15 protein-coding genes are annotated in these 22,651 nt (G+C 56.5%); 9 read left to right on the plus strand and 6 right to left on the minus strand.

Annotated elements, in window-relative coordinates; all coding sequences use genetic code 11:
- The first annotated feature begins 438 nt into the window (after positions 1-438).
- From ABU178_RS13145 to rcsB, 3 genes are read left to right on the plus strand one after another with little or no spacing between them, the layout of a single operon-like run.
- Positions 439-1,593, plus strand: coding sequence for an MFS transporter (locus ABU178_RS13145; protein ID WP_397215494.1), 1,155 nt, complete (start codon positions 439-441; stop codon positions 1,591-1,593).
- A 22-nt stretch (positions 1,594-1,615) separates the two neighbouring features.
- The gene (gene rcsD, locus ABU178_RS13150) at positions 1,616-4,267 is read left to right on the plus strand and encodes a phosphotransferase RcsD (protein WP_397215804.1); all 2,652 of its coding nucleotides are present in this window, start codon (positions 1,616-1,618) and stop codon (positions 4,265-4,267) included.
- A gap of 1 nt (position 4,268) precedes the next feature.
- The gene (rcsB, locus tag ABU178_RS13155) at positions 4,269-4,922 is read left to right on the plus strand and encodes a response regulator transcription factor RcsB (protein ID WP_397215496.1); all 654 of its coding nucleotides are present in this window, start codon (positions 4,269-4,271) and stop codon (positions 4,920-4,922) included.
- Between the two features lie 54 nt (positions 4,923-4,976).
- Here the strand turns inward: rcsB and rcsC are convergent, their stop codons facing one another.
- Positions 4,977-7,826 carry a two-component system sensor histidine kinase RcsC gene (gene rcsC / locus ABU178_RS13160; protein ID WP_397215498.1) on the minus strand — a complete coding sequence of 950 codons (2,850 nt, stop codon included), beginning with the start codon at positions 7,824-7,826 and terminating at the stop codon, positions 4,977-4,979.
- Between the two features lie 201 nt (positions 7,827-8,027).
- Positions 8,028-10,667, minus strand: coding sequence for a DNA topoisomerase (ATP-hydrolyzing) subunit A (gene gyrA, locus ABU178_RS13165; protein ID WP_397215500.1), 2,640 nt, complete (start codon positions 10,665-10,667; stop codon positions 8,028-8,030).
- A 166-nt stretch (positions 10,668-10,833) separates the two neighbouring features.
- Here gyrA and ubiG point away from each other — a divergent pair, with 166 nt between their 5' ends.
- From ubiG to yfaE, 5 genes are all read left to right on the plus strand, one after another.
- A complete protein-coding gene (gene ubiG, locus ABU178_RS13170) occupies positions 10,834-11,562 on the plus strand; it encodes a bifunctional 2-polyprenyl-6-hydroxyphenol methylase/3-demethylubiquinol 3-O-methyltransferase UbiG (RefSeq protein WP_397215502.1) in 729 nt (242 codons plus the stop codon).
- A gap of 106 nt (positions 11,563-11,668) precedes the next feature.
- Positions 11,669-11,857, plus strand: a complete 189-nt coding sequence (locus ABU178_RS13175) for a hypothetical protein (protein ID WP_397215504.1) — start codon at positions 11,669-11,671, stop codon at positions 11,855-11,857.
- Between the two features lie 224 nt (positions 11,858-12,081).
- Positions 12,082-14,367 carry a class 1a ribonucleoside-diphosphate reductase subunit alpha gene (gene nrdA / locus ABU178_RS13180; RefSeq protein WP_397215506.1) on the plus strand — a complete coding sequence of 762 codons (2,286 nt, stop codon included), beginning with the start codon at positions 12,082-12,084 and terminating at the stop codon, positions 14,365-14,367.
- Positions 14,368-14,457: 90 nt separating this feature from the next.
- Complete coding sequence (nrdB, locus tag ABU178_RS13185) at positions 14,458-15,588, plus strand: class Ia ribonucleoside-diphosphate reductase subunit beta (RefSeq protein ID WP_397215508.1); 1,131 nt, start codon at positions 14,458-14,460, stop codon at positions 15,586-15,588.
- A gap of 2 nt (positions 15,589-15,590) precedes the next feature.
- Positions 15,591-15,851, plus strand: coding sequence for a class I ribonucleotide reductase maintenance protein YfaE (gene yfaE, locus ABU178_RS13190; protein WP_397215510.1), 261 nt, complete (start codon positions 15,591-15,593; stop codon positions 15,849-15,851).
- 502 nt (positions 15,852-16,353) lie between these two features.
- Here the strand turns inward: yfaE and ABU178_RS13195 are convergent.
- Positions 16,354-17,550 carry a nicotinamide mononucleotide deamidase-related protein YfaY gene (locus ABU178_RS13195; RefSeq protein WP_397215512.1) on the minus strand — a complete coding sequence of 399 codons (1,197 nt, stop codon included), beginning with the start codon at positions 17,548-17,550 and terminating at the stop codon, positions 16,354-16,356.
- A 139-nt stretch (positions 17,551-17,689) separates the two neighbouring features.
- Positions 17,690-18,001 carry a stress response protein ElaB gene (gene elaB, locus ABU178_RS13200; RefSeq protein WP_397215514.1) on the minus strand — a complete coding sequence of 104 codons (312 nt, stop codon included), beginning with the start codon at positions 17,999-18,001 and terminating at the stop codon, positions 17,690-17,692.
- A 376-nt stretch (positions 18,002-18,377) separates the two neighbouring features.
- Here elaB and ABU178_RS13205 point away from each other — a divergent pair, with 376 nt between their 5' ends.
- Complete coding sequence (locus ABU178_RS13205) at positions 18,378-20,036, plus strand: glucan biosynthesis protein D (protein ID WP_397215515.1); 1,659 nt, start codon at positions 18,378-18,380, stop codon at positions 20,034-20,036.
- Between the two features lie 49 nt (positions 20,037-20,085).
- On the opposite strand, the gene ABU178_RS13210 is transcribed toward ABU178_RS13205, so the two are convergent.
- Both ABU178_RS13210 and ABU178_RS13215 read right to left on the minus strand, forming a co-directional pair.
- Positions 20,086-21,207, minus strand: a complete 1,122-nt coding sequence (locus ABU178_RS13210) for an MFS transporter (protein WP_397215517.1) — start codon at positions 21,205-21,207, stop codon at positions 20,086-20,088.
- Positions 21,204-22,562 (minus strand): HdeD family acid-resistance protein, encoded by a 1,359-nt coding sequence (locus ABU178_RS13215; protein WP_397215519.1) that lies wholly within the window; start codon positions 22,560-22,562, stop codon positions 21,204-21,206. Before ABU178_RS13215 ends, ABU178_RS13210 begins: the two co-directional genes overlap by 4 nt.
- Positions 22,563-22,651 lie beyond the last annotated feature (89 nt).

Here is a 22,651-nt window from a genome sequence, read left to right on the forward strand (position 1 = left end):
TATAAGGTTAACATTAACCAAACTTGTTAAAGCGCAGCCGAATAATTTGTTTTTATTGAATTTTATCTGTCGGGATATTTCTGGAAATTGCCTGAAAACGCGGAATAAAACGGGTTAAATAACACACAAAATAACCCTGTGGCGGGCGGATTTTTCTTACGCAGCGTGACGCAACCCACAGGCGTCAGGAAAGCGCGCACAGAAAAGTGATTTTTAACCATTGAGAACTGAAAAGAAAATTTGAGTTAAGTGCGTTAAATATTCCGTTCTCGCCAGGAAAGTTCTGGAAAAGAAAATCCTTCGCTGAAAAAGCGGTAGAATCGCCGTTTTACTCGCTAAAGTTAGCGTCTGAAATTATTTCAATCGCAACTTGCATAAAATTTCGCCACCCGACCTTTGATGCTAAACTTGGCTTCTTCTTAATTTGTGAATTTCATTATGACTGCACTGGACGCCGCTCAGCAGAATAAAGATGCCCGATCCTTACAATGGGCTACCCGCATGGTTTTTCTCATTAACGGCCTCGGTATGTCTGCCTGGGCGCCGCTGGTGCCTTTCGTGCGCGATCGTCTCAGCCTGAACGGTGGCGTGCTCGGCGCGCTGCTGCTCTGCTTAGGCATTGGCTCTCTGGTGGCGATGCCGCTCACCGGCTCGCTGGTGGCACGCCTTGGCTGTCGCCGCGTGATGCTCGGCTCCACAATCCTGATTCTGCTTATGCTGCCGCTGCTGGCGACGCTCAGCTGGACGCCGGGCATGGCCCTCGCGCTGATGCTGTTTGGCGCAGGGCTGGGCACGCTGGATGTGGCAATGAATTATCAGGCGGTCGAAGTGGAAAAAGCCGCGGGTCGGCCAATGATGTCGGGCTTTCATGCCTTTTTTAGCCTGGGCGGCATTCTCGGCGCCGGTACGGTCAGTCTGCTGATCGGCGTCAGCCTGACGCCGCTGCTGGCAACCGCCGCGGTGATGGCGGTGATGATTGTTCTGCTGCTCTGTAGCTTGCCGGCGACATTAAATGAACGTCTGCATCAGCCCGATCAGCCCTGGCTGGTGCGTCCACGCGGTTGGGTCGCTTTTCTCGGCCTGCTCTGCTTTATTCTTTTTCTCGCCGAAGGCGCGGTGCTGGACTGGGGCGCGCTGCTGCTGTTGCAAAACAAGCTGGTGTCCACTGCCCATGCCGGCCTTGGCTATGCCGTGTTCTCCATTGCCATGACGCTGGGGCGCTTTAGCGGCGATAAGGTGATTCTGCGCTTTGGACGCTACCCGGTGATGCTTACAGGGGCGCTGGCCGCAGCTGTCGGCGTCGCACTGCTGGTTCTGGCTCCCTGGCCCGCGCTGGCGCTGCTCGCTTTCCTGCTGTTAGGTTTCGGCCTCGCCAATACGGTGCCGATGCTGTTCAATGCCGCCGGGAATCAACAGGATATGCCTGCCAATCTCGCCATTTCTGCCATGACAACGTTGGGATATGCGGGTATTCTTTCAGGCCCGGCCTTAATTGGATTCCTTTCCCAGTCGATCGGCCTGAACAGCACATTTTTGCTGATCGCTCTGCTGCTGCTGGCGGTCGCGGCCAGTGCCCGACGGGTTGCGCGATAATTTCAGGTGCCTGATAGCTATGTTGCCCTATAAGTTTCCCCTGACGTCCAGCAACGTCACCCGCTTCTTTATTGTTTTCAACCTGGTGCTGCTACTGGCGCTGGGCTTTATGGTGCATAACGCGGTCAACGCCTGGCTCACCGAAAAACGCTACGCGATGATCGATCTTTCCCATGCGGTTCAGAAACGCATCGACGCCTATCGCTTCGCCACCTGGCAGATTTATGAAAATCTGGCCACCAGCGCCGCCGGTACGCCGCCAGCCAGCACCTTGCAGGAAACGCGTCTGCGTCCTGACGTCTACTATCTGGAAAAGACGCGGAGGAAAACTGAAGCGCTGGTTTTTGGCTCCCACGACAGCAGCACCCTCGATATGACGATGCGCATGTCGAACTATCTCGATACGCTGTGGGGAGCGGAAAATCCTACCTGGTCGATGTATTTTCTCAATGGTCAGGACAACAGCCTGATCATGATCTCCACCCTGCCGCTGAAAGATATGGCGACCCGCTATAAAGAGAGCGCCATCAACTCGCTGGTCGATGCGCGCCGGGCGGAGATGCTACAGCAGGCGAACGCCCTGGACGAGCGTGAGAGCTTTTCGCCGCTGCGTCACTTCGCCTGGCAAAACGATCACTATTTTACCCTGCGCACCACCTTTAATCAGCCGGGCCATCTTGCCACCGTGGTAGCATTCGATCTGCCGGTTAACGACTTGATCCCGCGCAGTATGCCGCTGGAAAACTTCCAGCTGCGCCAGGACAGCACGCTGACCACCAGCAGCGACGAAGAGGAGGCGGAAAATACCCAGGTTTCGCTGGTTAATCCCAATCTGGAAATCGCCGCCTCGCTGCCCAGCACGCCGCTCCAGCTGGTCTATCGCGTGTCGATCGGCAGCCTGGTGATGGATACGTTGCATAATCTGCTTTGGCCGCTGTTGATTAACCTGCTGCTGTTTCTGCTCTCTATCGGCGGTATGCTGCTGCTGCGCCAGCAGTCGCTGCGTCCCAATGAGAACCAGAGCGCCGAGCTGGATTCTCTGCGCGTCCTGAACGAAGAGATTGTCGCCAGCCTGCCGGTGGGCCTGCTGGTGTATGACTTCGCCAGCAACCGCACCATTCTCAGCAATAAAATCGCCGAGCATCTGCTGCCGCACCTTAACCTGCAGAAAATTATCAATATGTCCGATCAGCATCAGGGCGTGTTGCAGGCCACGATTAACAATGAAGTGTATGAAATTCGCCATGCGCGCAGCGTGCTGTCGCCGCATACGCAACTGTTTATGATGCGCGATCAGGATCGCGAACTGCTGGTGAATAAGAAGCTGCAAAAAGCGCAGCAGGTACTGGATCGCAATCATCAGATGCGTCAGCAGCTGCTGCACAATCTCGGCCATGCGCTGAACCGTCCGCTGGAGCAGATCGTAACGCAGCTGGTGCAGCTCAGCCAGCGCGCCGACGAGGAAGCCGTGCTTGACCTGTTGGAAGAGAGTCAGGAACTCTCAAGGCTGGTGGACGATATCGTGCTGTTGAACCGCCTGGAGGCGCACGACTGGTCGCCGGACGCCGCCGTGTTTAATCTGCAGGAGATGCTGGACGAGATCGCGCTGGAGATTTTGCCGCTGATGCGCCGTAAAGGCTTGTCGCTGGTGATCAACAACCATCAGCCCAACGACGAGCTGCGCTTTGGCGATCGTCGCGCTGTACGCAAGGTGCTCGCCACGCTGATGTACTATGCGCTGACCACCACCAGCTGGGGCAAAATTACCCTTGACGTGAAAGCCGCCGAGGCCCATCCCGAACGTTTGACCTTTCAGTTAGTCGATACCGGCGCCGGGCTGAATATCGATGAGCTGGCGAACGTTGACTTCCCCTTCCTCGGCGATACCGCCCATGACCGCTACGGTCAGGCCTCCGGCATGGCCTTCTTTCTCTGCAAGCAGCTTTGCAAGCAGATGGGCGGCGCGCTGGATATCGTCGCGAAGCCCGATATCGGTACGCGCTACACCATCCAGCTGCCGATGGCGCAGGAACAGCAGACACAGCAGGAGGAGCGGCTGCTGGAAGGCGTTACCGTGCTGGTGGAAATCGCCATGGAGGACGTGCATAAGATTGTCTGCCGCCATCTGGAGAACTGGGGGGCGAAATGTCTTACTCCCGATGAACGAATCTCCGGTCAGGATCACGATCTGCTTGTTACCGACGATCCTTCCAGGCTGAGCGACTGGTCGCTTCTGCTGGCCGACGATGAGCCGGGCTATCATGCTCTGAACGACCAGCAGTATCGGGTCAATTTCAATCTCAGTAATGCGCTACTTGATGCATTGCTGGCCCTGATTGAGAAGCAGTTGTCCCATGATGTGATGGAGGATGATGCGGATCAAGAAGCCCCGTCACCGCTGCTGAGCGGTGGCTACTTTCAGCTGTTTGTAGAGACAGTACCGGATGATGTAAAGAGACTGTATACTGAGTCGGCGGAAAAGGATTACGCCTCGCTTGCTCAGACAGCGCATCGCCTGAAAGGTGTGTTTGCTATGTTAAATTTGCTTCCGGGCAAACAGCTTTGTGAAGAGTTAGAACAGCACATTAAAGCCTGTGACGATTCAAACATTAAAAATACCACCAGTGAAATTGACCTTTACGTCAACGAACTGCTGCAGCAAGGTAACCAATAAGATGAATAACCTGAATGTAATTATCGCCGATGACCATCCAATTGTTCTGTTTGGTATTCGTAAGTCTCTGGAACAGATTGAATGGGTTAACGTTGTAGGTGAGTTCGAAGACTCGACAGCACTGATTAACAGCCTTTCCAAACTGGACGCCAACGTCCTGATCACCGATTTGTCGATGCCAGGTGAGAAGTATGGCGACGGCATTACGCTGATCAAATATATCAAACGTCACTATCCTGATCTGTCGATTATTGTTCTGACCATGAACAATAACCCGGCGATCCTGAGTGCCGTGCTCGACCTGGATATTGAAGGGATTGTGCTGAAGCAGGGTGCGCCAACCGACCTGCCGAAAGCGCTGGCCGCCTTGCAAAAAGGGAAGAAATATACGCCGGAAAGCGTGGCGAAACTGCTGGAGAGAATCAGCGCAGGCGGTTACGGCGACAAGCGTCTTTCTCCGAAAGAAAGCGAAGTGCTGCGCCTGTTTGCCGAAGGTTTCCTGGTAACGGAAATTGCCAAAAAGCTTAACCGCAGTATCAAGACCATCAGTAGCCAGAAAAAATCGGCAATGATGAAGCTGGGCGTGGATAACGATATCGCCCTGCTGAACTACCTCTCATCGGTCAGCGCAACCACGCAAGCCGACAAAGAGTAACGTCCTTCAGCGCAAAGCGGCGCGCTTTTGCCGCTTTGCGTTGTTTCTCCTCTGCTACCCTTCCCGGCTTTTGCGTACCCGTTCAGCATAGAGCGCCAGCGTGGTTTTCAGCACGTCCAGCGTAACCGGTTTCGACAGACAGTTATCCATCCCCGCTTCCATGCAGCGTTGTTTCTCTTCCGCCAGCGCATTTGCCGTCACCCCGACCACCGGAAACGCATGACCCAGCTGACGCAGCCGTTGCGTTAAGCGGTAGCCATCCATGTTCGGCATGTTGACGTCGCTCAACACAATATCAATCTCGCTGCGGCTGACCACATTCAGCGCGTCGACGCCATCCTGCGCGGTTTTGACCTGATAGCCCAGGGTGCCGAGCTGCTCGGACAGCAGCATGCGGTTAATCGGATGATCGTCAACGATCAGCACCATGATGTCATCGTTGTTGGCGCTGTCGTCAACCGCGACCGCCTGCGACAGCAGCGTCTGTTCCGTGTCGATGCTGATGCGATAGATACGGCCCAGCAGCGCCGCCAGCTCATGCGGCGTTGCGGTGCTGTGGAGCCAGCGACCTGGCCGCTGCTCCTGCGCCATATCATTATGTTCGCCGCTGAATTCAATGACCGCGCGCAGCGGTATGGTCGGCTCGAAATCGTAATCAGTGAGCACCACGTCGTCACCGCCCGCCTCGCCGCGGAAACGCGCCGCCTGAATTCCCTGCTGCTGCAACAGGCGCAGCAGGAAGCTGGCGAGATAGTCGTTGCGCATCTCAACCCAGATCTGCTTTTCCTTCAGCCCGTCCAGCGCAGGCGGCGAAGGCGGCTGCCCCTGATAAACAGGAATGCGCACGATAAACTGGCTGCCCATGCCGGGTTCCGAATCGACCTCGATGTCGCCGTCCATCATATTGATCAGCTTTTCACAGATGGCGAGGCCGAGGCCGGTTCCCTGGAAGTTGCGCTGAACCCCGTTGCCGACCTGAAAGAAAGGATCGAACAGGCGCGTGAGATCTTTTGCCGGGATCCCCACGCCAGTGTCGCGTACGCGGAATGCGAGGTAGCCCTCTTTCACATAGGCGTGCAGGATGATGCAGCCGGTATGGGTAAATTTGATGGCGTTGTTCAGCAGGTTGGAAATCACCTGCTGCAAACGCAGCGGATCGCCGTCCAGCGACAGCGGCACGTCATATTCGATAAAACAGTAGAGCGTCAGGCGCTTTTTTACCACCAGCGACAGATAATTGGAGGCGATATGGGTGATCACCTCGCGCGGCGCAAAGGGACGCGGTTCAATCTTCAACTGCTCAGACTCGATTTTCGAGAAGTCGAGAATATCGCTGATGATTTTCAACAGCAGGCTGGAGGAGTTGTTCATCGCCGTGACCAGCGACTCGACCCCTTTGGGCAACTGTTTGGTCTGCAACAGATCCAGGTTACCGATAATGCCATACAGCGGGGTGCGCAGCTCATGGCTGACGGTGGCAAGAAACATCGATTTCGACTGGCTCGCCTGCTCTGCCGCCTGCGCCATCTCCTGCAGCGATTGCTCCATGCGCACGCGGGATGAGACATCCACCAGCACGCAGATCGCCACGTTTTCATTGCGGTAGCGCGAATGTACAAAGCTGATTTGCAGGTTAGTGTTGCTGCCGGTAAGCATGTCCACAAAGTTGACCTGCTGGGCGCCGATAATTTCATTCAACCGCTGGCGATCTTCCTGGGTCAGCAGCGTCAGGTAGTTGTGCGCCAGTTCGTTGCTGAGAATATTGGTGCCGTCCCTGGTACGCAGGATGCAGATGCCCACCGGCGCGGAGGCGACGATCTTGCGGTTAAACTGCTCATGCTCTTCAAGGCGATGGGCATTCTCCTCCGCCGGCAGAAACATCCGGCGCTCGAACAGCCAGGCGAGGGTAAACAGAATCACCGCGCTGAGGATATTCAGCAGCAGCGCGTTGATAATCATTAGCCTGAGCTGATCTACCAGCACGTCGGTGGAGACCGACCAGACCACGCTGAGGCTGGAAGGCGGTAACGGCTTTTTCAATACCAGCTGACGGTAGCCGTCCAGATAACCGAACCAGCTTTTATCGTCGGGCAGATCGTCCAGCGAGTAGCCGGTGCCGCCACGCCGCGAGGTCAGCAGCGGGCGGGAATCTTCATTGATAATGGTCGCCACGATCGGCAGGCTGCCGGGCTGAATAAACTCATCCAGCCGGATATTCTGCTCTACGCCCAGCAGCGCCTGCAGTTTATTCGCCACGTAGACCGGCATCATCATATAGAAACTGCCGATGCCAGGCTGCGCGCTGGCGCTGATCCAGTAAAGCGGATTGCGGCGCTCCTCTTCATTGCTGTTACGGTAGCGCAGCACGCGCTCACGCAGCGACTTCAGGCTGCGCTCGCGATCCACATTGCTGCTGCCGATGCTGAAGTCCGCCAGGCATTGGCTTTCGCCGCCGATAAACAGCACGCGGTTCAGGTCGTAGGCGGAAGCAAAATTGCTTTTCCAGTAGTTAATGAAATAGCTCAGCGATTCCAGTGAGTTGCGCCAGGTATTGCTCATGGAAGAGCAATCAGCGTCTGAAAACAGCGGCGTATATTGCGGCAGCGTGACTTTACCTGGCATGATGCCGTTGAGCACGTCCAGGCCGCTGGCGGAGTTGGTCAGGCGGTTTTCGGTGATATATTTCAGCTCACGCATCATGTCCGCAGAGTGGCGGATAAACCATTCGGCCTGACCGTAGTTACTGTCAAACTCCTGACGCACCTGCGTCTCTTTTTCATGCAGAACGCTGATGATGTAGAAAGCGGTGAGTACGGCTCCCAACGTCCAGAGCAGCAGCGCCAGCGCCCGAAACAGATAGCGCGAGATTCGAAGCGTGGTTCGAAAGGAGACAAGATATTTCAAGGCAAACTCACTACGGCAAGGATGACAGTGTGATGGTCGGGAATGCGCATACACTAGCTTTATCAGGCAAAAAAAGCCAGCGGGGGCAGGCGGTCAGCCCGACTCAGACAAAAAAACGGCAGGTCGGGTTGCCCCTTCCTGCCGCAGAGAAAGCACGGGCGGCGACGTTATCGGTGACAACGCGCGCCGCCGCAGGGTTACTTACTCGTCATCTGCCTCTGGCGCGTCGTCATCTTCGGTTTCCACTTCCGGGGCGATATCCTCCTCCCCTTCCGCGACGCTGCCGTCGATGGCGTCCAGCTCCTCTTCGGCAACCGGTTCCGCTACGCGCTGCAGACCCACCACGTTCTCATCTTCCGCGGTACGGATCAGAATCACGCCCTGGGTGTTACGACCCACAATGCTGACTTCCGACACGCGCGTACGAACCAGCGTACCCGCATCGGTGATCATCATAATCTGATCGCCATCCACCACCTGAACGGCGCCGATAACCGGTCCGTTGCGATCGGTAACCTTGATGGAGATAACCCCCTGAGTCGCACGCGATTTGGTCGGATATTCGCTGTTCGCGGTACGCTTACCGTAACCGTTCTGCGTCACAGTGAGAATCGCGCCCTCTTCACGCGGCACAATCAACGACACTACGCGATCGCCCTCCGCCAGCCTGATGCCGCGTACCCCGGAAGCGGTACGGCCCATGGCGCGGACAGCGGTCTCGGAGAAGCGTACCACTTTACCGGCTTTGGAGAAGAGCATCGCTTCGTTGCTGCCGTTGGTCAGCGCCACGCCGATCAGCTCGTCATCTTCACGCAGGTTGACGGCGATGATGCCGGCGCTGCGCGGACGGCTGAACTCGGAGAGCGCGGTTTTCTTCACAGTACCGCTGGCGGTAGCCATAAAGATGTTCAGTCCCTCTTCGTACTCGCGTACCGGCAGAATGGCGGTGATACGCTCATTCGCCTCCAGCGGCAGCAGGTTGACGATAGGACGTCCGCGCGCGCCACGGCTCGCTTCCGGCAGCTGGTAGACCTTCATCCAGTAGAGACGGCCACGGCTGGAGAAGCAGAGGATGGTGTCGTGGGTGTTCGCCACCAGCAGACGATCAATAAAGTCCTCTTCCTTGATGCGCGCGGCTGATTTCCCTTTGCCGCCGCGACGTTGCGCTTCATAGTCGGTCAGCGGCTGATATTTGACGTAGCCCTGATGCGACAGGGTGACGACCACATCTTCCTGATTAATCAGGTCTTCAATGTTGATGTCAGCGGTGTTGGCGGTGATTTCAGTACGGCGCGCATCGCCAAACTGCTCGCGCATCGCTTCCAGCTCTTCGCGGATCACTTCCATCAGGCGCTCGGCGCTTTCCAGAATGTGCAGCAGCTCGGCAATCTGATCCAGCAGCGTTTTGTATTCGTCGAGCAGTTTTTCATGCTCAAGGCCGGTCAGCTTCTGCAAGCGCAGATCGAGGATCGCCTGCGCCTGCTGTTCGGTCAGGTAGTACTGACCTTCACGAATGCCGAACTCCGGCTCCAGCCACTCCGGACGCGCCGCGTCATCACCAGCACGCTCCAGCATGGCGGAGACGTTGCCCAGATCCCACGCCTGAGCGATCAGGCCGCTTTTCGCTTCCGCCGGGTTCGGCGCGCGGCGAATCAGTTCGATAATGGGATCGATGTTAGCCAGCGCAATCGCCAGACCTTCCAAAATATGGGCGCGATCGCGCGCTTTGCGCAGTTCGAAAATAGTACGACGCGTGACCACTTCACGGCGATGACGCACAAAGGCTTCCAGAATATCCTTGAGCGGCATAATTTTCGGCTGGCCCTGATGCAGCGCCACCATGTTGATGCCGAAGGAGACCTGCAGCTGCGTCAGCGAGTAGAGGTTGTTGAGCACCACTTCGCCCACCGCGTCGCGCTTCACTTCAATCACGATGCGCATGCCGTCTTTGTCAGACTCGTCACGCAGCGCGCTGATGCCTTCGACGCGTTTGTCCTTCACCAGCTCCGCGATTTTCTCGATCAGGCGTGCTTTGTTCACCTGATAGGGAATTTCGTGAATGATGATGGTTTCACGGCCGGTTTTGGCGTCGGTTTCTACTTCGCCACGGGCGCGAATATAGATTTTGCCGCGACCGGTGCGGTAGGCTTCCTCGATGCCGCGACGGCCATTGATGATGGCAGCGGTCGGGAAATCGGGGCCGGGAATGTGCTCCATCAGTGCTTCGATGCTGATGTTTTCATCGTCAATATAGGCCAGGCAGCCGTTAATCACTTCCGTCAGGTTATGAGGCGGAATATTGGTCGCCATGCCCACCGCGATACCGGATGCACCGTTTACCAGCAGGTTAGGAATTTTGGTCGGCAGAACTTCAGGAATCTGCTCGGTTCCGTCGTAGTTCGGTACGAAATCGACGGTCTCTTTTTCCAGGTCAGCCAGCAGTTCGTGAGCGATTTTTGCCATACGCACTTCGGTATAACGCATCGCCGCGGCGGAGTCGCCGTCGATGGAACCGAAGTTGCCCTGACCGTCCACCAGCATGTAGCGCAGGGAGAAAGGCTGAGCCATACGGACGATGGTGTCATACACAGCGGAATCACCATGCGGGTGATATTTACCGATGACGTCACCGACCACACGGGCAGATTTTTTGTAAGGTTTGTTCCAGTCATTGCCGAGTTCGCTCATGGCGAAAAGCACGCGACGGTGTACAGGCTTCAGGCCATCGCGAACATCGGGTAAGGCTCGGCCAACAATGACCGACATGGCATAATCGAGATAAGAGTTCTTTAACTCTTCTTCGATATTAACCGGTGTAATTTCTCTTGCAAGGTCGCTCATGGAGCCGCTATCCCTCTACATAATCCCGGATTTTAAAGGTGCGAAAGTATATCACATTGCATCCATACGGTGAACGCTAACCGCTGTTTTACTTTGGTCTTGCGCGTGCCTATTCCGGCGTTAAGCGTTTATACTCAGGAGAAATTTTGTCAGGAGTACTATTTCAATGAATGCACAACAGCAGGATAGCCATCAGAACGTCGACAGCGCGGAAATTGCCAAGTTTGAGGCCGTTGCGTCACGCTGGTGGGATCTGGAAGGTGAATTCAAACCTTTGCATCGCATCAACCCCCTGCGCCTCGGCTATATTGCGCAGCACAGCAACGGGCTGTTTGGCAAAAAGGTGCTGGACGTGGGCTGCGGCGGCGGCATTCTGGCGGAGAGCATGGCGCGGGAAGGCGCGGAGGTGACCGGCCTCGATATGGGGGCGGAGCCGCTGGAGGTGGCGCGTCTGCATGCGCAGGAGAGCGGTGTGACGCTGAACTATATCCAGCAGACGGTGGAAGAACATGCCGATGAGAATCCGGGCGCCTATGATGTGGTGACCTGCATGGAGATGCTGGAGCATGTGCCCGATCCCCGCTCGGTGGTGCATGCCTGCGCCCGTCTGGTAAAGCCGGGCGGCGACGTATTTTTCTCCACGCTGAACCGTAATCCAAAAGCCTGGCTGCTGGCGGTGTTTGGCGCGGAATATGTGCTGCGCATGGTGCCGCGCGGCACGCATGACGTGAAAAAGTTTATCCGTCCGGCAGAGCTGCTCGGCTGGGTCGATGAAACGCCGCTGCGCGAACAGCATATGATCGGTTTGCATTACAATCCGCTGACCAATAAGTTCCGTTTAGCCCCGGGTGTGGATGTGAACTATATGGTGTATACCCGTTCTGTGAAGGGGTAAACCCGATTATCAGGGGAAGCGCCCGTTTCCCCTGCCTTCCCGCTGGCGTCATGCGCCTGTCATCATTTTTACTTAGCGTACTGCTCCGCTTCATCACGTTTTCCTGTTGGACGCCGATCGAAATCCAGGCCAGACTCAGCTGAGTCAGGACAATATTTCATCAACTGCGCAGCCACTTAGCGCGGTCGGCCTCTTGCTGCCGCGAAAAGAAGCGGCGCTGAATGAAAAAGCGGCGGTTGATCAAAAAACAGAATTTTTTCCTGGTCCGGTTGACAATCCACAGCGCCTTGCCTGATGCGGGGTTAGGAAATATCGCAGAAAATACAACCCCTGCCGACATGAATTTTTACTCTTGTTAACCGCCGTAATCCCACTAGAATACTCACCATGTAGTTATCGATTTGACCTCAAACCCCTATATGTAGTGTTTATCCACAATTTTATTCACACTGGATATGTTGTGTATAAACCGGGTTTTCTTTTAATTTACGGATACTCACGCACAGGTAAAAACGCGACATGAACCAGAGTCTGCTCGTTACTAAACGCGATGGCCGCCAGGAGCGCATTAATCTCGACAAAATTCACCGGGTGCTGGACTGGGCAGCAGAAGGGCTGAATAACGTCTCGGTTTCTCAGGTGGAGCTGCGCTCGCACATTCAGTTTTATGATGGTATCAAAACTTCCGATATTCATGAGACCATCATCAAGGCCGCAGCAGACCTTATCTCCCGCGACGCCCCGGACTATCAATATCTGGCCGCTCGCCTGGCGATTTTCCACCTGCGTAAAAAAGCCTACGGCCAGTTTGAGCCGCCGAAGCTTTACGATCAGGTGGTGCGCATGGTTGAGATGGGGAAATACGATCGCCATCTGCTGGAAGACTACACGCAGGCAGAGTTCGAGCAGATGGACAGCTTCCTCGACCACTGGCGCGACATGAATTTTTCCTACGCGGCGGTGAAACAGCTCGAAGGAAAATATCTGGTACAGAACCGCGTGACCGGCGATATCTATGAGAGCGCGCAGTTCCTCTATATTCTGGTCGCCGCTTGCCTGTTCTCCGGCTATCCGCGCGATACGCGTATGGATTACATCAAGCGTTTTTATGATGCGATCTCTACCTTTAAAATTTCACTGCCGACGCCGATTATGTCCGGCGTGCGCACCCCGACGCGTCAGTTCAGCTCCTGCGTGCTGATCGAGTGCGGCGACAGCCTGGACTCCATCAACGCCACGTCCAGCGCGATCGTGAAGTATGTTTCTCAGCGCGCCGGTATCGGCATTAACGCTGGCCGCATTCGCGCGCTGGGCAGCCCGATTCGTGGCGGCGAAGCCTTCCACACCGGCTGTATCCCGTTTTACAAACATTTCCAGACCGCGGTGAAATCGTGCTCGCAGGGCGGCGTACGCGGCGGCGCGGCTACTCTGTTCTACCCGATGTGGCATCTGGAAGTGGAAAGCCTGCTGGTGCTGAAAAATAACCGTGGCGTGGAGGGCAACCGTGTCCGCCATATGGACTACGGCGTGCAGATCAACAAGCTGATGTATCAGCGCCTGCTGAAAGGGGAAGATATTACTCTGTTCAGCCCGTCGGACGTGCCTGGCCTGTATGATGCCTTTTTCGCCGATCAGGATGAGTTTGAGCGTCTTTATACCAAATATGAGAAAGACGACAGCATTCGCAAGCAGCGCGTGAAAGCGGTGGATCTCTTCTCGTTGATGATGCAGGAACGCGCCTCAACCGGCCGTATCTACATTCAGAACGTCGACCACTGCAATACCCACAGCCCGTTTGACGCCAGCATTGCGCCGGTTCGTCAGTCGAATCTCTGCCTGGAGATCGCGCTGCCGACCAAGCCGCTGGAGGACGTGAACGACGAGAACGGCGAGATCGCCCTTTGCACTCTTTCCGCCTTTAACCTGGGCGCGATTGAGAGCCTCGACGATTTGGAAGAGCTGGCGACGCTGGCGGTACGTGCACTGGATGCGCTGCTTGATTATCAGGACTACCCGATTCCGGCGGCGCAGCGCGGCGCGATGGGTCGTCGTACCTTGGGTATCGGCGTGATCAACTTCGCCTACTATCTGGCGAAAAACGGCGTGCGCTACTCCGATGGCAGCGCCAACAGCCTGACGCACAAAACTTTCGAAGCGATTCAATATTATCTGCTGAAGGCGTCGAACGAGCTGGCGAAAGAGCAAGGCGCCTGCCCGTGGTTTAACGAAACCACTTATTCGCAGGGCATTCTGCCGATCGATACTTATAAAAAGGATCTCGACAGCATCTGCAACGAGCCGCTGCATCTGGACTGGGAAACCCTGCGCGAGCAGATTAAAACCCACGGTCTGCGTAACTCCACGCTTTCCGCCCTGATGCCATCTGAGACATCTTCGCAGATCTCTAACGCCACCAACGGCATTGAGCCGCCGCGCGGCCACATCAGCATTAAAGCCTCGAAAGATGGCATTCTGCGTCAGGTGGTGCCGGAGTATGAGCGTCTGAAAGATCAGTACGAACTGCTGTGGGAAATGCCGTCAAACGATGGTTATCTTCAGCTGGTCGGCGTGATGCAGAAGTTTATCGATCAGGCGATTTCATCGAACACCAACTACGATCCGTCGCGCTTCGCGAACGGCAAGGTACCGATGAAGCAGCTACTGAAAGATCTGCTGACCGCCTATAAGTTTGGCGTGAAAACCCTGTACTACCAGAACACCCGTGACGGTGCGGAAGATGCGCAGGACGATCTGGCACCTTCGATTCAGGATGACGGCTGCGAAAGCGGCGCCTGCAAGATTTAATTATGCATAACGGCGGGGCGAGCGGTTTCGCCCTGGTGTTGAAACGCAGGGCCGAATTTATTCGGCCCGTTCACTTTTGGACTGTTTTTTATGGCTTACACTACTTTTTCGCAAAACAAAAACGATCAGCTGAAAGAGCCGATGTTCTTTGGCCAGTCCGTCAACGTGGCGCGCTTTGACCAGCAGAAATATGACATCTTTGAAAAGCTGATTGAGAAGCAACTCTCCTTTTTCTGGCGTCCGGAAGAGGTGGACGTTTCCCGCGACCGCATCGACTATCAGGCGCTGCCGGATCATGAAAAACACATTTTCATCAGCAACCTGAAGTATCAGACGCTGCTGGATTCCATTCAGGGCCGCAGCCCGAACGTCGCGCTGCTGCCGCTGATTTCAATTCCGGAGCTGGAAACCTGGATTGAAACCTGGGCCTTCTCAGAGACCATCCATTCGCGCTCCTATACCCATATCATTCGTAACATCGTTAACGATCCGTCGCTGGTGTTTGACGATATCGTGACTAACGAGCAGATCCTTGCGCGCGCGCAGGATATCTCAAAGTACTACGACGATCTGATCGAGATGACCAACTACTGGCATCTGCTGGGTGAAGGCACCCATCAGGTCAACGGCAAAAGCGTGACCGTCAACCTGCGCGCGCTGAAAAAGCAGCTTTATATCTGTCTGATGAGCGTTAACGCGCTGGAGGCGATCCGCTTTTACGTCAGCTTCGCCTGCTCTTTTGCCTTCGCCGAGCGCGAGCTGATGGAAGGCAACGCCAAGATTATCCGCCTGATCGCACGCGACGAAGCGCTGCACCTGACCGGCACCCAGCATATGCTGAACCTGATGCGTACCGGCGAAGACGATCCGGAGATGAAAGAGATCGCCGCCGAGTGCCGCCAGGAGTGTTTCGATCTGTTCAAGAAAGCGGCCGAGCAGGAGAAAGAGTGGGCGGAATATCTGTTTAGCGGCGGTTCGATGATCGGCCTGAACAAGGACATTCTCTGCCAGTATATTGAGTACATTACCAATATCCGTATGCAGGGCGTGGGGCTGGATTTGCCGTTCCAGACGCGTTCGAACCCGATTCCGTGGATCAACGCCTGGCTGGTGTCGGACAACGTGCAGGTTGCGCCGCAGGAAGTGGAAGTCAGCTCTTATCTGGTCGGTCAGATCGACTCTGAAGTGGGCGAAGACGATTTCAACGATTTTCAGCTCTGACCATGACTCGCCCGTTCGTTACCCTCAGCGCCTGCGGCACCCGGCTGGAGTGGGCTGAGGATCACCCTAATCTGCTGACGGTGCTGGAAGCGCATAATCTTTGCGTGGAGTTTCAGTGTCGCGAAGGCTACTGCGGCTCTTGTCGCATGCGTCTGGTGAAAGGGGAAGTGAGCTACGCCGAAACGCCTCTCGCCTTTGTCCAGCAGGGGGAGATTCTGGCCTGCTGCTGTACCGCGCAGAGCGATATTGAGATTGAGCTGTAGATTTGGTTGAGTGCCGTCGCGGTGGATTAGGTGCAGGAAGGTTCGGTTGGTTGTCGTCGCGGTTGATCAGGTGCAGGGACCGGGAAGGCTCGCCCGATCGCAAAGACGGCGTGAACACGTCCGTGTGGCCTCAGCCTCGCCATCCCTGGCTCGGATGCTTTGCTCTTCGGGCGAGCCTTCCCTGCCCCGGAACAACATCATTGCTGCAAGATATGGCTCGTGCAGTCTGATATTAAGGTGACAATTTCAGGCTGTGGAATAAAGCATCAAGCCGCACTATTGCCGCGCACAGCCCGCACGGTCTGTCATTAAGGAGGCGATGTCGGGCAGTGGAGTAAAGCATCCGCCGCATGGATGCGGCGGCTGAGGCTACAGGGATGTATTCACGCCGTCTTTACGTAACTGCCCGACATTGCCGACTGATCGGCACCTACACATTTGCGTAACTGCCCGGCATTGCCGACTGATCTGCACCAGCGCACCGAACATCTGCACACTGCCGTCAACTTTTCACTGTCTCCACCACGTCAATCCAGCCGTGTCCGGTGCTCACTTCGCTGCCGTGCAGCCAGCGGCGCAGCATATTCATCGCCATCATCGCCACCACATCCTGACGGGTTTTCAGGTTATGACGCGCATTGTTGAATTTTACCCGCTGCGCCCAGGTGGCCTCCGGCGTATGTAGCGCAAGCGCAATCTCCATCTCATCCAGTGAACCCACGCTGATCGCCAGCGTAGCCCCCTGCTCCCCGGCGAACGCCTGGGTGCGGCTGGCCTGCGCTTCCAGATCTTCCTGCATCGTCGGCAGCACCTCTCCACGACTTAACGGAACCCCTGCCGACGCGAGCTGCCACTGTAACAGCCCGGCAGTAAACTGCTCGCTCACCGCCAGCTGTAAATCGCGTGATGTCATCTCGCGCGCCAGTAGCGCAGGCAACCCTTCAGTGCCTTCGAAAATAGTGCATTCCGCCAGCTGTAATCGCACCTGCTGCCACACCTGCTCCATTGCTACGCGCTGGCTGGCGGGACCGGTGAGCTTGATTTCAATAATCGGCATCGAGGAGCGATAGCCCATCACGGCCCCTTCCGGCAGCGCCAGCGGCTCCAGCTCGGCAGCCAGATCGCTCTCGCCACGGCCAAAAGTGGTAAGACGCAGACAGAGCGGCGCCTCCGGCACGGAGAAACGGGCCTTAAGACGCGGCAGGATCTGCTGCTCCACCATCACCTTGAATTCCGAGGGCACACCCGGCGTAAAGAAAATCCAACAGCGGTTGAGCTCCAGCGCGAACCCGCAGGCGGTGCCGACCGGATTGTCGATCAGCTCTGCGCCGTCAGGAATCTCCGCCTGCTTACGGTTGCTGGCGGCCATGACGCGTCCGCGTCCGGCAAACCAGGCTTCCATTTTGGCGAGCCACTCTTCATGCAGCACCACCTCCACCCCGCACGCTTTCGCCGCCGCCTGCGCGCTGAGATCGTCACTGGTAGGCCCAAGTCCTCCGTTAACGATCAGCACATCGGCAGCTTCACTGCGCGTTTGCAGGGCTTCAACTAACGATTCCATCTTATCCCCGACCGTGAAACGGCTGGTCATCGGCAGTCCTTGCTGGAACAGCAGATCGGCCAGCCAGGCCGCGTTGGTATCAACAATCTGTCCGTGCAACACCTCATCGCCCGTTGAGAGCATTTCGACTCTTATCATTTTTTTCTCCTTATGCCAGTCGCTTTACTGTAAGAAGCGCGGGCGGGAAACACAATGAACAAAACAATGAGGCGGGCTATCAATAAAAACGGCGAGGTTTCCCCCGCCGTTTTTATGCGTCAATGTGCTGTATCAGCGATTAACGGCGAGCCAGCAGCAGACCGATAACCAGACCGGCGGTTGCGCCGATACCGATACCCTGCCACGGTTTTTCATGCACGTAATCATCCGCACGGTAGACCGCATTTTTTGCGCGATAGTAATAGCTGTCTGAGGCCTGACTTACACGCGCCTTCACGTCGTGCAGCGCCTGTTCCGCTTTGGTTTTCAGTTCGATGTATTTCTGATCGGCGGGATCGCCTGAGGATTTCAGCACTTCTTCCAGCGTTTCGGTCAGCAGCGCGAGATCATCATCCAGACGTGCTTCCTGGGGTTCATTCGGTGTCACCATTTTTCTTCCTCCGTGTGCATAAACAAGCGTGTCCATTAACTATAGTCAGTTATCTGGCTTCTGCGCCCTGCGCTCTCCAGGAATTCCCTGATTTTCAGGAGAGTAGCGCGGCTGGCCTGACTTCACCTCAAGAAAGAAAGCGCTAAACCCTAAAATGGCCGCGTTTACAGATCATTAAACAAACAAGCGTAAGTGGCGTGTAAAAACGTGAATTTCACTTCGCTTATTTGATTATTCTGATAAATTTCCTCAGGAGTGAATCTTTCCCCGGCACGACTGTCGTATCCCCCTGCAACCTGCGTTTACAGGCAATGCAAAGAGTGCAAAAGCACGACAGTCACTACAAACTCGAACAGCTAAGGAAAAAGTTTCTGGCATGAATCGAAGAATGTTTATGAAAGCGTCAATGGCTTTTTCCGCCGTCAGCGGGATGGCCGGCTTATCCTCACTGTTTGCGCAATCTGCCTGGGCAGAAGATGGCATCGCCGACGGTACCGCAGTGCGTTTCGATTTCGACGTTCTGAAAAAGAAAGCCGCCGCGCTGGCCAAACAGCCCTGGAGCGGCGCGCCTGGCCCCCTGCCCGCCACCCTGGCCAACATGACGCCGCAGGCGTATAACGCCATCCAGTACGATGCCAATCACTCGCTTTGGAACAACATTCCCGATCGTGAACTGGACGTGCAGTTCTTTCATGTGGGGATGGGCTTCAAACGCCGCATTCGTATGTTTTCGGTGGATGCTGACAGCCGTGAGGCGCGCGAAATTCATTTCCGCCCCGAGCTGTTTAACTACAAAGATACCGACGTCGATACCAAACAGCTGGAAGGGAAAACCGACCTCGGCTTCGCCGGTTTTCGCGCCTTTAAAAAACCGGAACTGGCGCGCCGTGACATCGTCTCTTTCCTTGGCGCCAGCTACTTCCGCGCCGTGGACGATACTTATCAGTACGGCCTCTCGGCGCGCGGCGTGGCGGTCAACACCTTCAGCAACGGACACGAAGAGTTTCCGGATTTCACCGCCTTCTGGTTCGAAACGCCAAAAGCGGAGGAGACCACCTTTACCGCCTATGCCCTGCTGGATGGCCCAAGCCTGACCGGCGCCTACAAATTCACTATTCACTGTGAGCCGAAACGCGTGGTAATGGAGGTTGAGAATCACCTCTGCGCGCGCCAGGAAATCCGCCAGCTCGGCATTGCGCCGATGACCAGCATGTTCAGCTGCGGCACCAATGAGCGCCGCATGTGCAATACCTATCATCCGCAGATTCACGACAGCGATCGTCTGGCGATGTGGACCGGTAACGGCGAGTGGATCGCCCGCCCGCTGAACAATCCGCAGCGCCTGCAGTTCAACGCTTACCAGGACGAAAACCCGCGCGGCTTCGGCCTGTTGCAGCTCAATCACGACTTTGAAGATTATCAGGATGTGATCGGCTGGTACGACAAACGCCCCAGCCTGTGGGTGGAGCCGGTCGGCAAATGGGGCAAAGGCGCCATCAATCTAATGGAGATCCCTACCACTGGCGAAACTCTGGATAACGTGGTCTGCTTCTGGCAGCCAGCGGAGCCGATCAAAGCAGGCAGCGAGCTGGGCTTCCAGTACAAACTTTACTGGAGCGGATTGCCGCCGGTACGCAGCGGTCTGGCGCGCGTCGATGCCACGCGCACCGGCAACGGCGGCTTCCCAGAAGGCTGGGCGCCGGGCGAGCACTTCCCGGAAGTCTGGTGCCGTCGCTTCGCTGTGGATTTCATCGGCGGCGATTTGCAGGCCGCTGCGCCGAAAGGCATCGAACCGGTCATTACCGTCTCTTCCGGTACTATCAAGCAGGTCGAGATCCTCTATGTGGAACCGCTAAAAGGCTACCGCATCCTTTTCGACTGGTACCCGAACAGCGACGCCACTACCCCGGTAGATATGCGCCTGTTCCTGCGTACCAAAGAGGAGACGCTGAGCGAAACCTGGCTTTATCAATACTTCCCGCCCGCGCCGGACCAGCGTAAATACGTTGATGACCGGCAGATGACACCGGGCTAAGTGAAACGGGCGAAGCCGACTGGACTTCGCCCGTTCTGTTTCAGCGTGTTTAAATACTGTCAGGCTTACGGCGCAGCGCGGCAAACAGGGTAAAAGCCGCGCAGAGCAGCGCCGCCAGCCAGGGCAGCCCCTGTGGCGTCAACGACATCGCGATGCCGCCCAGCATCGGCCCTGCCAGCGCGCCGAGGCCCCAGGCAACCGACAGCGCTGCATAAGCGCCTGCCAGCGCCGTACCCTGAAAACACTGACCGATCAGCGTCAGAATGACGGTATAGATGCCGACAAAGGCCCCGCCCCAGCAGAACAGCAACGCGCGCGCCAGCCAGGGATGTTGCAATGCCAGCGGCCAGGCCAGCGCACCCAGCGTGGAGAGCGCCGCCAGCACCACCACCAGCCGACGTCGTTCGATGCGATCCGCCAGCCAGCCCACCGGCAACTGCAAAACAATAGCGCCAAACAGCAGAATCGCGATCAGCGAGGTCGCCTCAGCCTCAGGCCAGCCGAGATTCATAGCGTAAACCGCCAGCAGATTCATCCCCGCCGTTTCCAGTGCGGCATTCAACAGGGTGGCCGCCAGCGCCAGCGGCATGATGCCCAACCAGCCGGTGAATGAACGCTGTGTATCTGTGTGACGTTGTAGCCCGGACAGCGGTGTACGCGTCAGGCTCAACGCCGCTAACAGCGCCAGCGCGGCAGCGGTAACAAAGGCGCCGCTCCCCGTTCCCTGCACACTGAGAACAACCGGCCCCAGAGCAAAGCCCAGCGAAAGCACGGCGGTATAGGTCGCCAGCGTTTTCGCCCGCTGCCGATCCGGACTTTGCTGATTCAGCCAGGTTTCCGTCACGACCAGGATTAATTCGGTCGCCATCCCCAGCAGCAGGCGCAGCAAAAAGCTGCACCAGACCGGCAGCAGCGGAAAAAACGTCAGGAGAGATGCAGCCGCTACCAGCGCGCCCATCAGCAGGCCGCGCGGGGAAAAATAGCGGTAAAACCAGGGCAAAAAGGGAGCGATCAGCAATACGCCCAGGGCGTGCATAGCGGCGTTAATGCCGATAAGGGCTTCGCTGTATCCCTGAGCTGCCAGCCGCAGGGCGATAAGCGGCGCGCTGAGCCCGTAGGTGAGACCAAAAATCGTCACGGCCAGTAATACCGCGGCGGTTGCCCGATTCATTCCACCTGCCCGCGGGCAGTGCCTTTCCCTGCCGCACTATCCTGACGCCACAGCCGCCGCCGCAAACGCAGCGCATCCTGTATGCGGCGATACCCGCTCCCGCTGTGCTGCGGCTCAATCACCCGCTTCAGCAGACGCACGTAATCCAGCACCAGACCCGGCGTCCAGGTCATCTCTTCGGCGCGCCCGCGTACCAGCCCCAACAGCCAGAAATTCGGATCCGCCAGCAGGCGCAGCCCGGCGAAAGCGCGCTGCGCAAGGATACCCTCAACGGCCACGTCCACCGCCTGAATCACGGTAGAAGAGCAGTTGCGCGAGGTCAGGTTATAGGTGCTGTCGGCCGAGTAGCTTTGCCAGAAATGGTGCAGCGCCCGCGAGTTATAACGGGCAAACGGCACCTGTTGATCCGGCTGACACCAGTCAGCCACTTCCTCCTGTAATGAAGGCAGAAATCGTCCGGCGACATCGTTATCTTCACCGGCGCGCAGGATGGCGCGAAAGCGGCTGGCATCCCGGGGGATCTCTTTTAAGGGGTAGTGACTGATATAGCAGCCCGGCGGCATCGCCAGCGCAGCGTGGCCGGTAGAAACCACCCCGCGATGATCCACGGCGGCAATGTAGCGATCGATCAGCGGATAGCGATTGCGCACCACTGCCGAGCCGACCGGCGTCCAGACATAGACCGTCAGCGGTAGATCAGGCGGTTGAGCGGGAAATGGCGGATGGTGGTAGTGACTACCGTGCCATTTGCGCAGGCCCGACGCGTGATAGAGCTTCAGCGAGGTGACCGAGCACTCTTCGCTGAGTTGCCATATCTGACGCGCCATCAATAACAGGGTGATGCCGCTGCTCAGCAGCATCAGCGCAAAGCAGAGCGGCACGCCGATATGGTGGTGAAACGGCCAGTCGCTGAGGATCACCAGGCTGAGGATCAGTTCGGCAATCCCTGTCAGGCATCGCTTGTGCCAGCGTAAGCCGCGCAGCACCAGCGATGAGACAATCCGCAGCAGACCATCGGTGAAAAAAGCGATACCGAACAGGATGGCGGAAACGTCATTGTTATCGGACGGGACATTAAAGATCAGAAAAGCGATAAACAGAAAGCTAAGCCCTTTCAGCAGGGTTTCTTTCGCAATACGCAAGCCGCCGATAAGCGCCACGGCAATCTGTACTAATCCCTCAACGATCAGCAAAATCGCCAGGGTATCCAGCGGTACTGAGAGCAGGCCATCGTCAGCGATATCCTTGAAAATCAGCAGTCCGAGGATCATCAGCAGCAAACCGCCCACGGCCAGCCAGTACCATCGTGCTTTTAACACCTGCGCGCCGGTTAACAGAAAAATCAGCTTTATCACGCGTCCTCACCCTTCAGGCGAAAGGAACATAGATAAAAACTAGCAATTCTGCGGGTTGTTACCAGAACCACTCGGGAAAAAGCTGCGCT

This window comes from Pantoea osteomyelitidis, assembly GCF_044342975.1.
GTDB classification, from domain to species: domain Bacteria; phylum Pseudomonadota; class Gammaproteobacteria; order Enterobacterales; family Enterobacteriaceae; genus Pantoea; species Pantoea osteomyelitidis.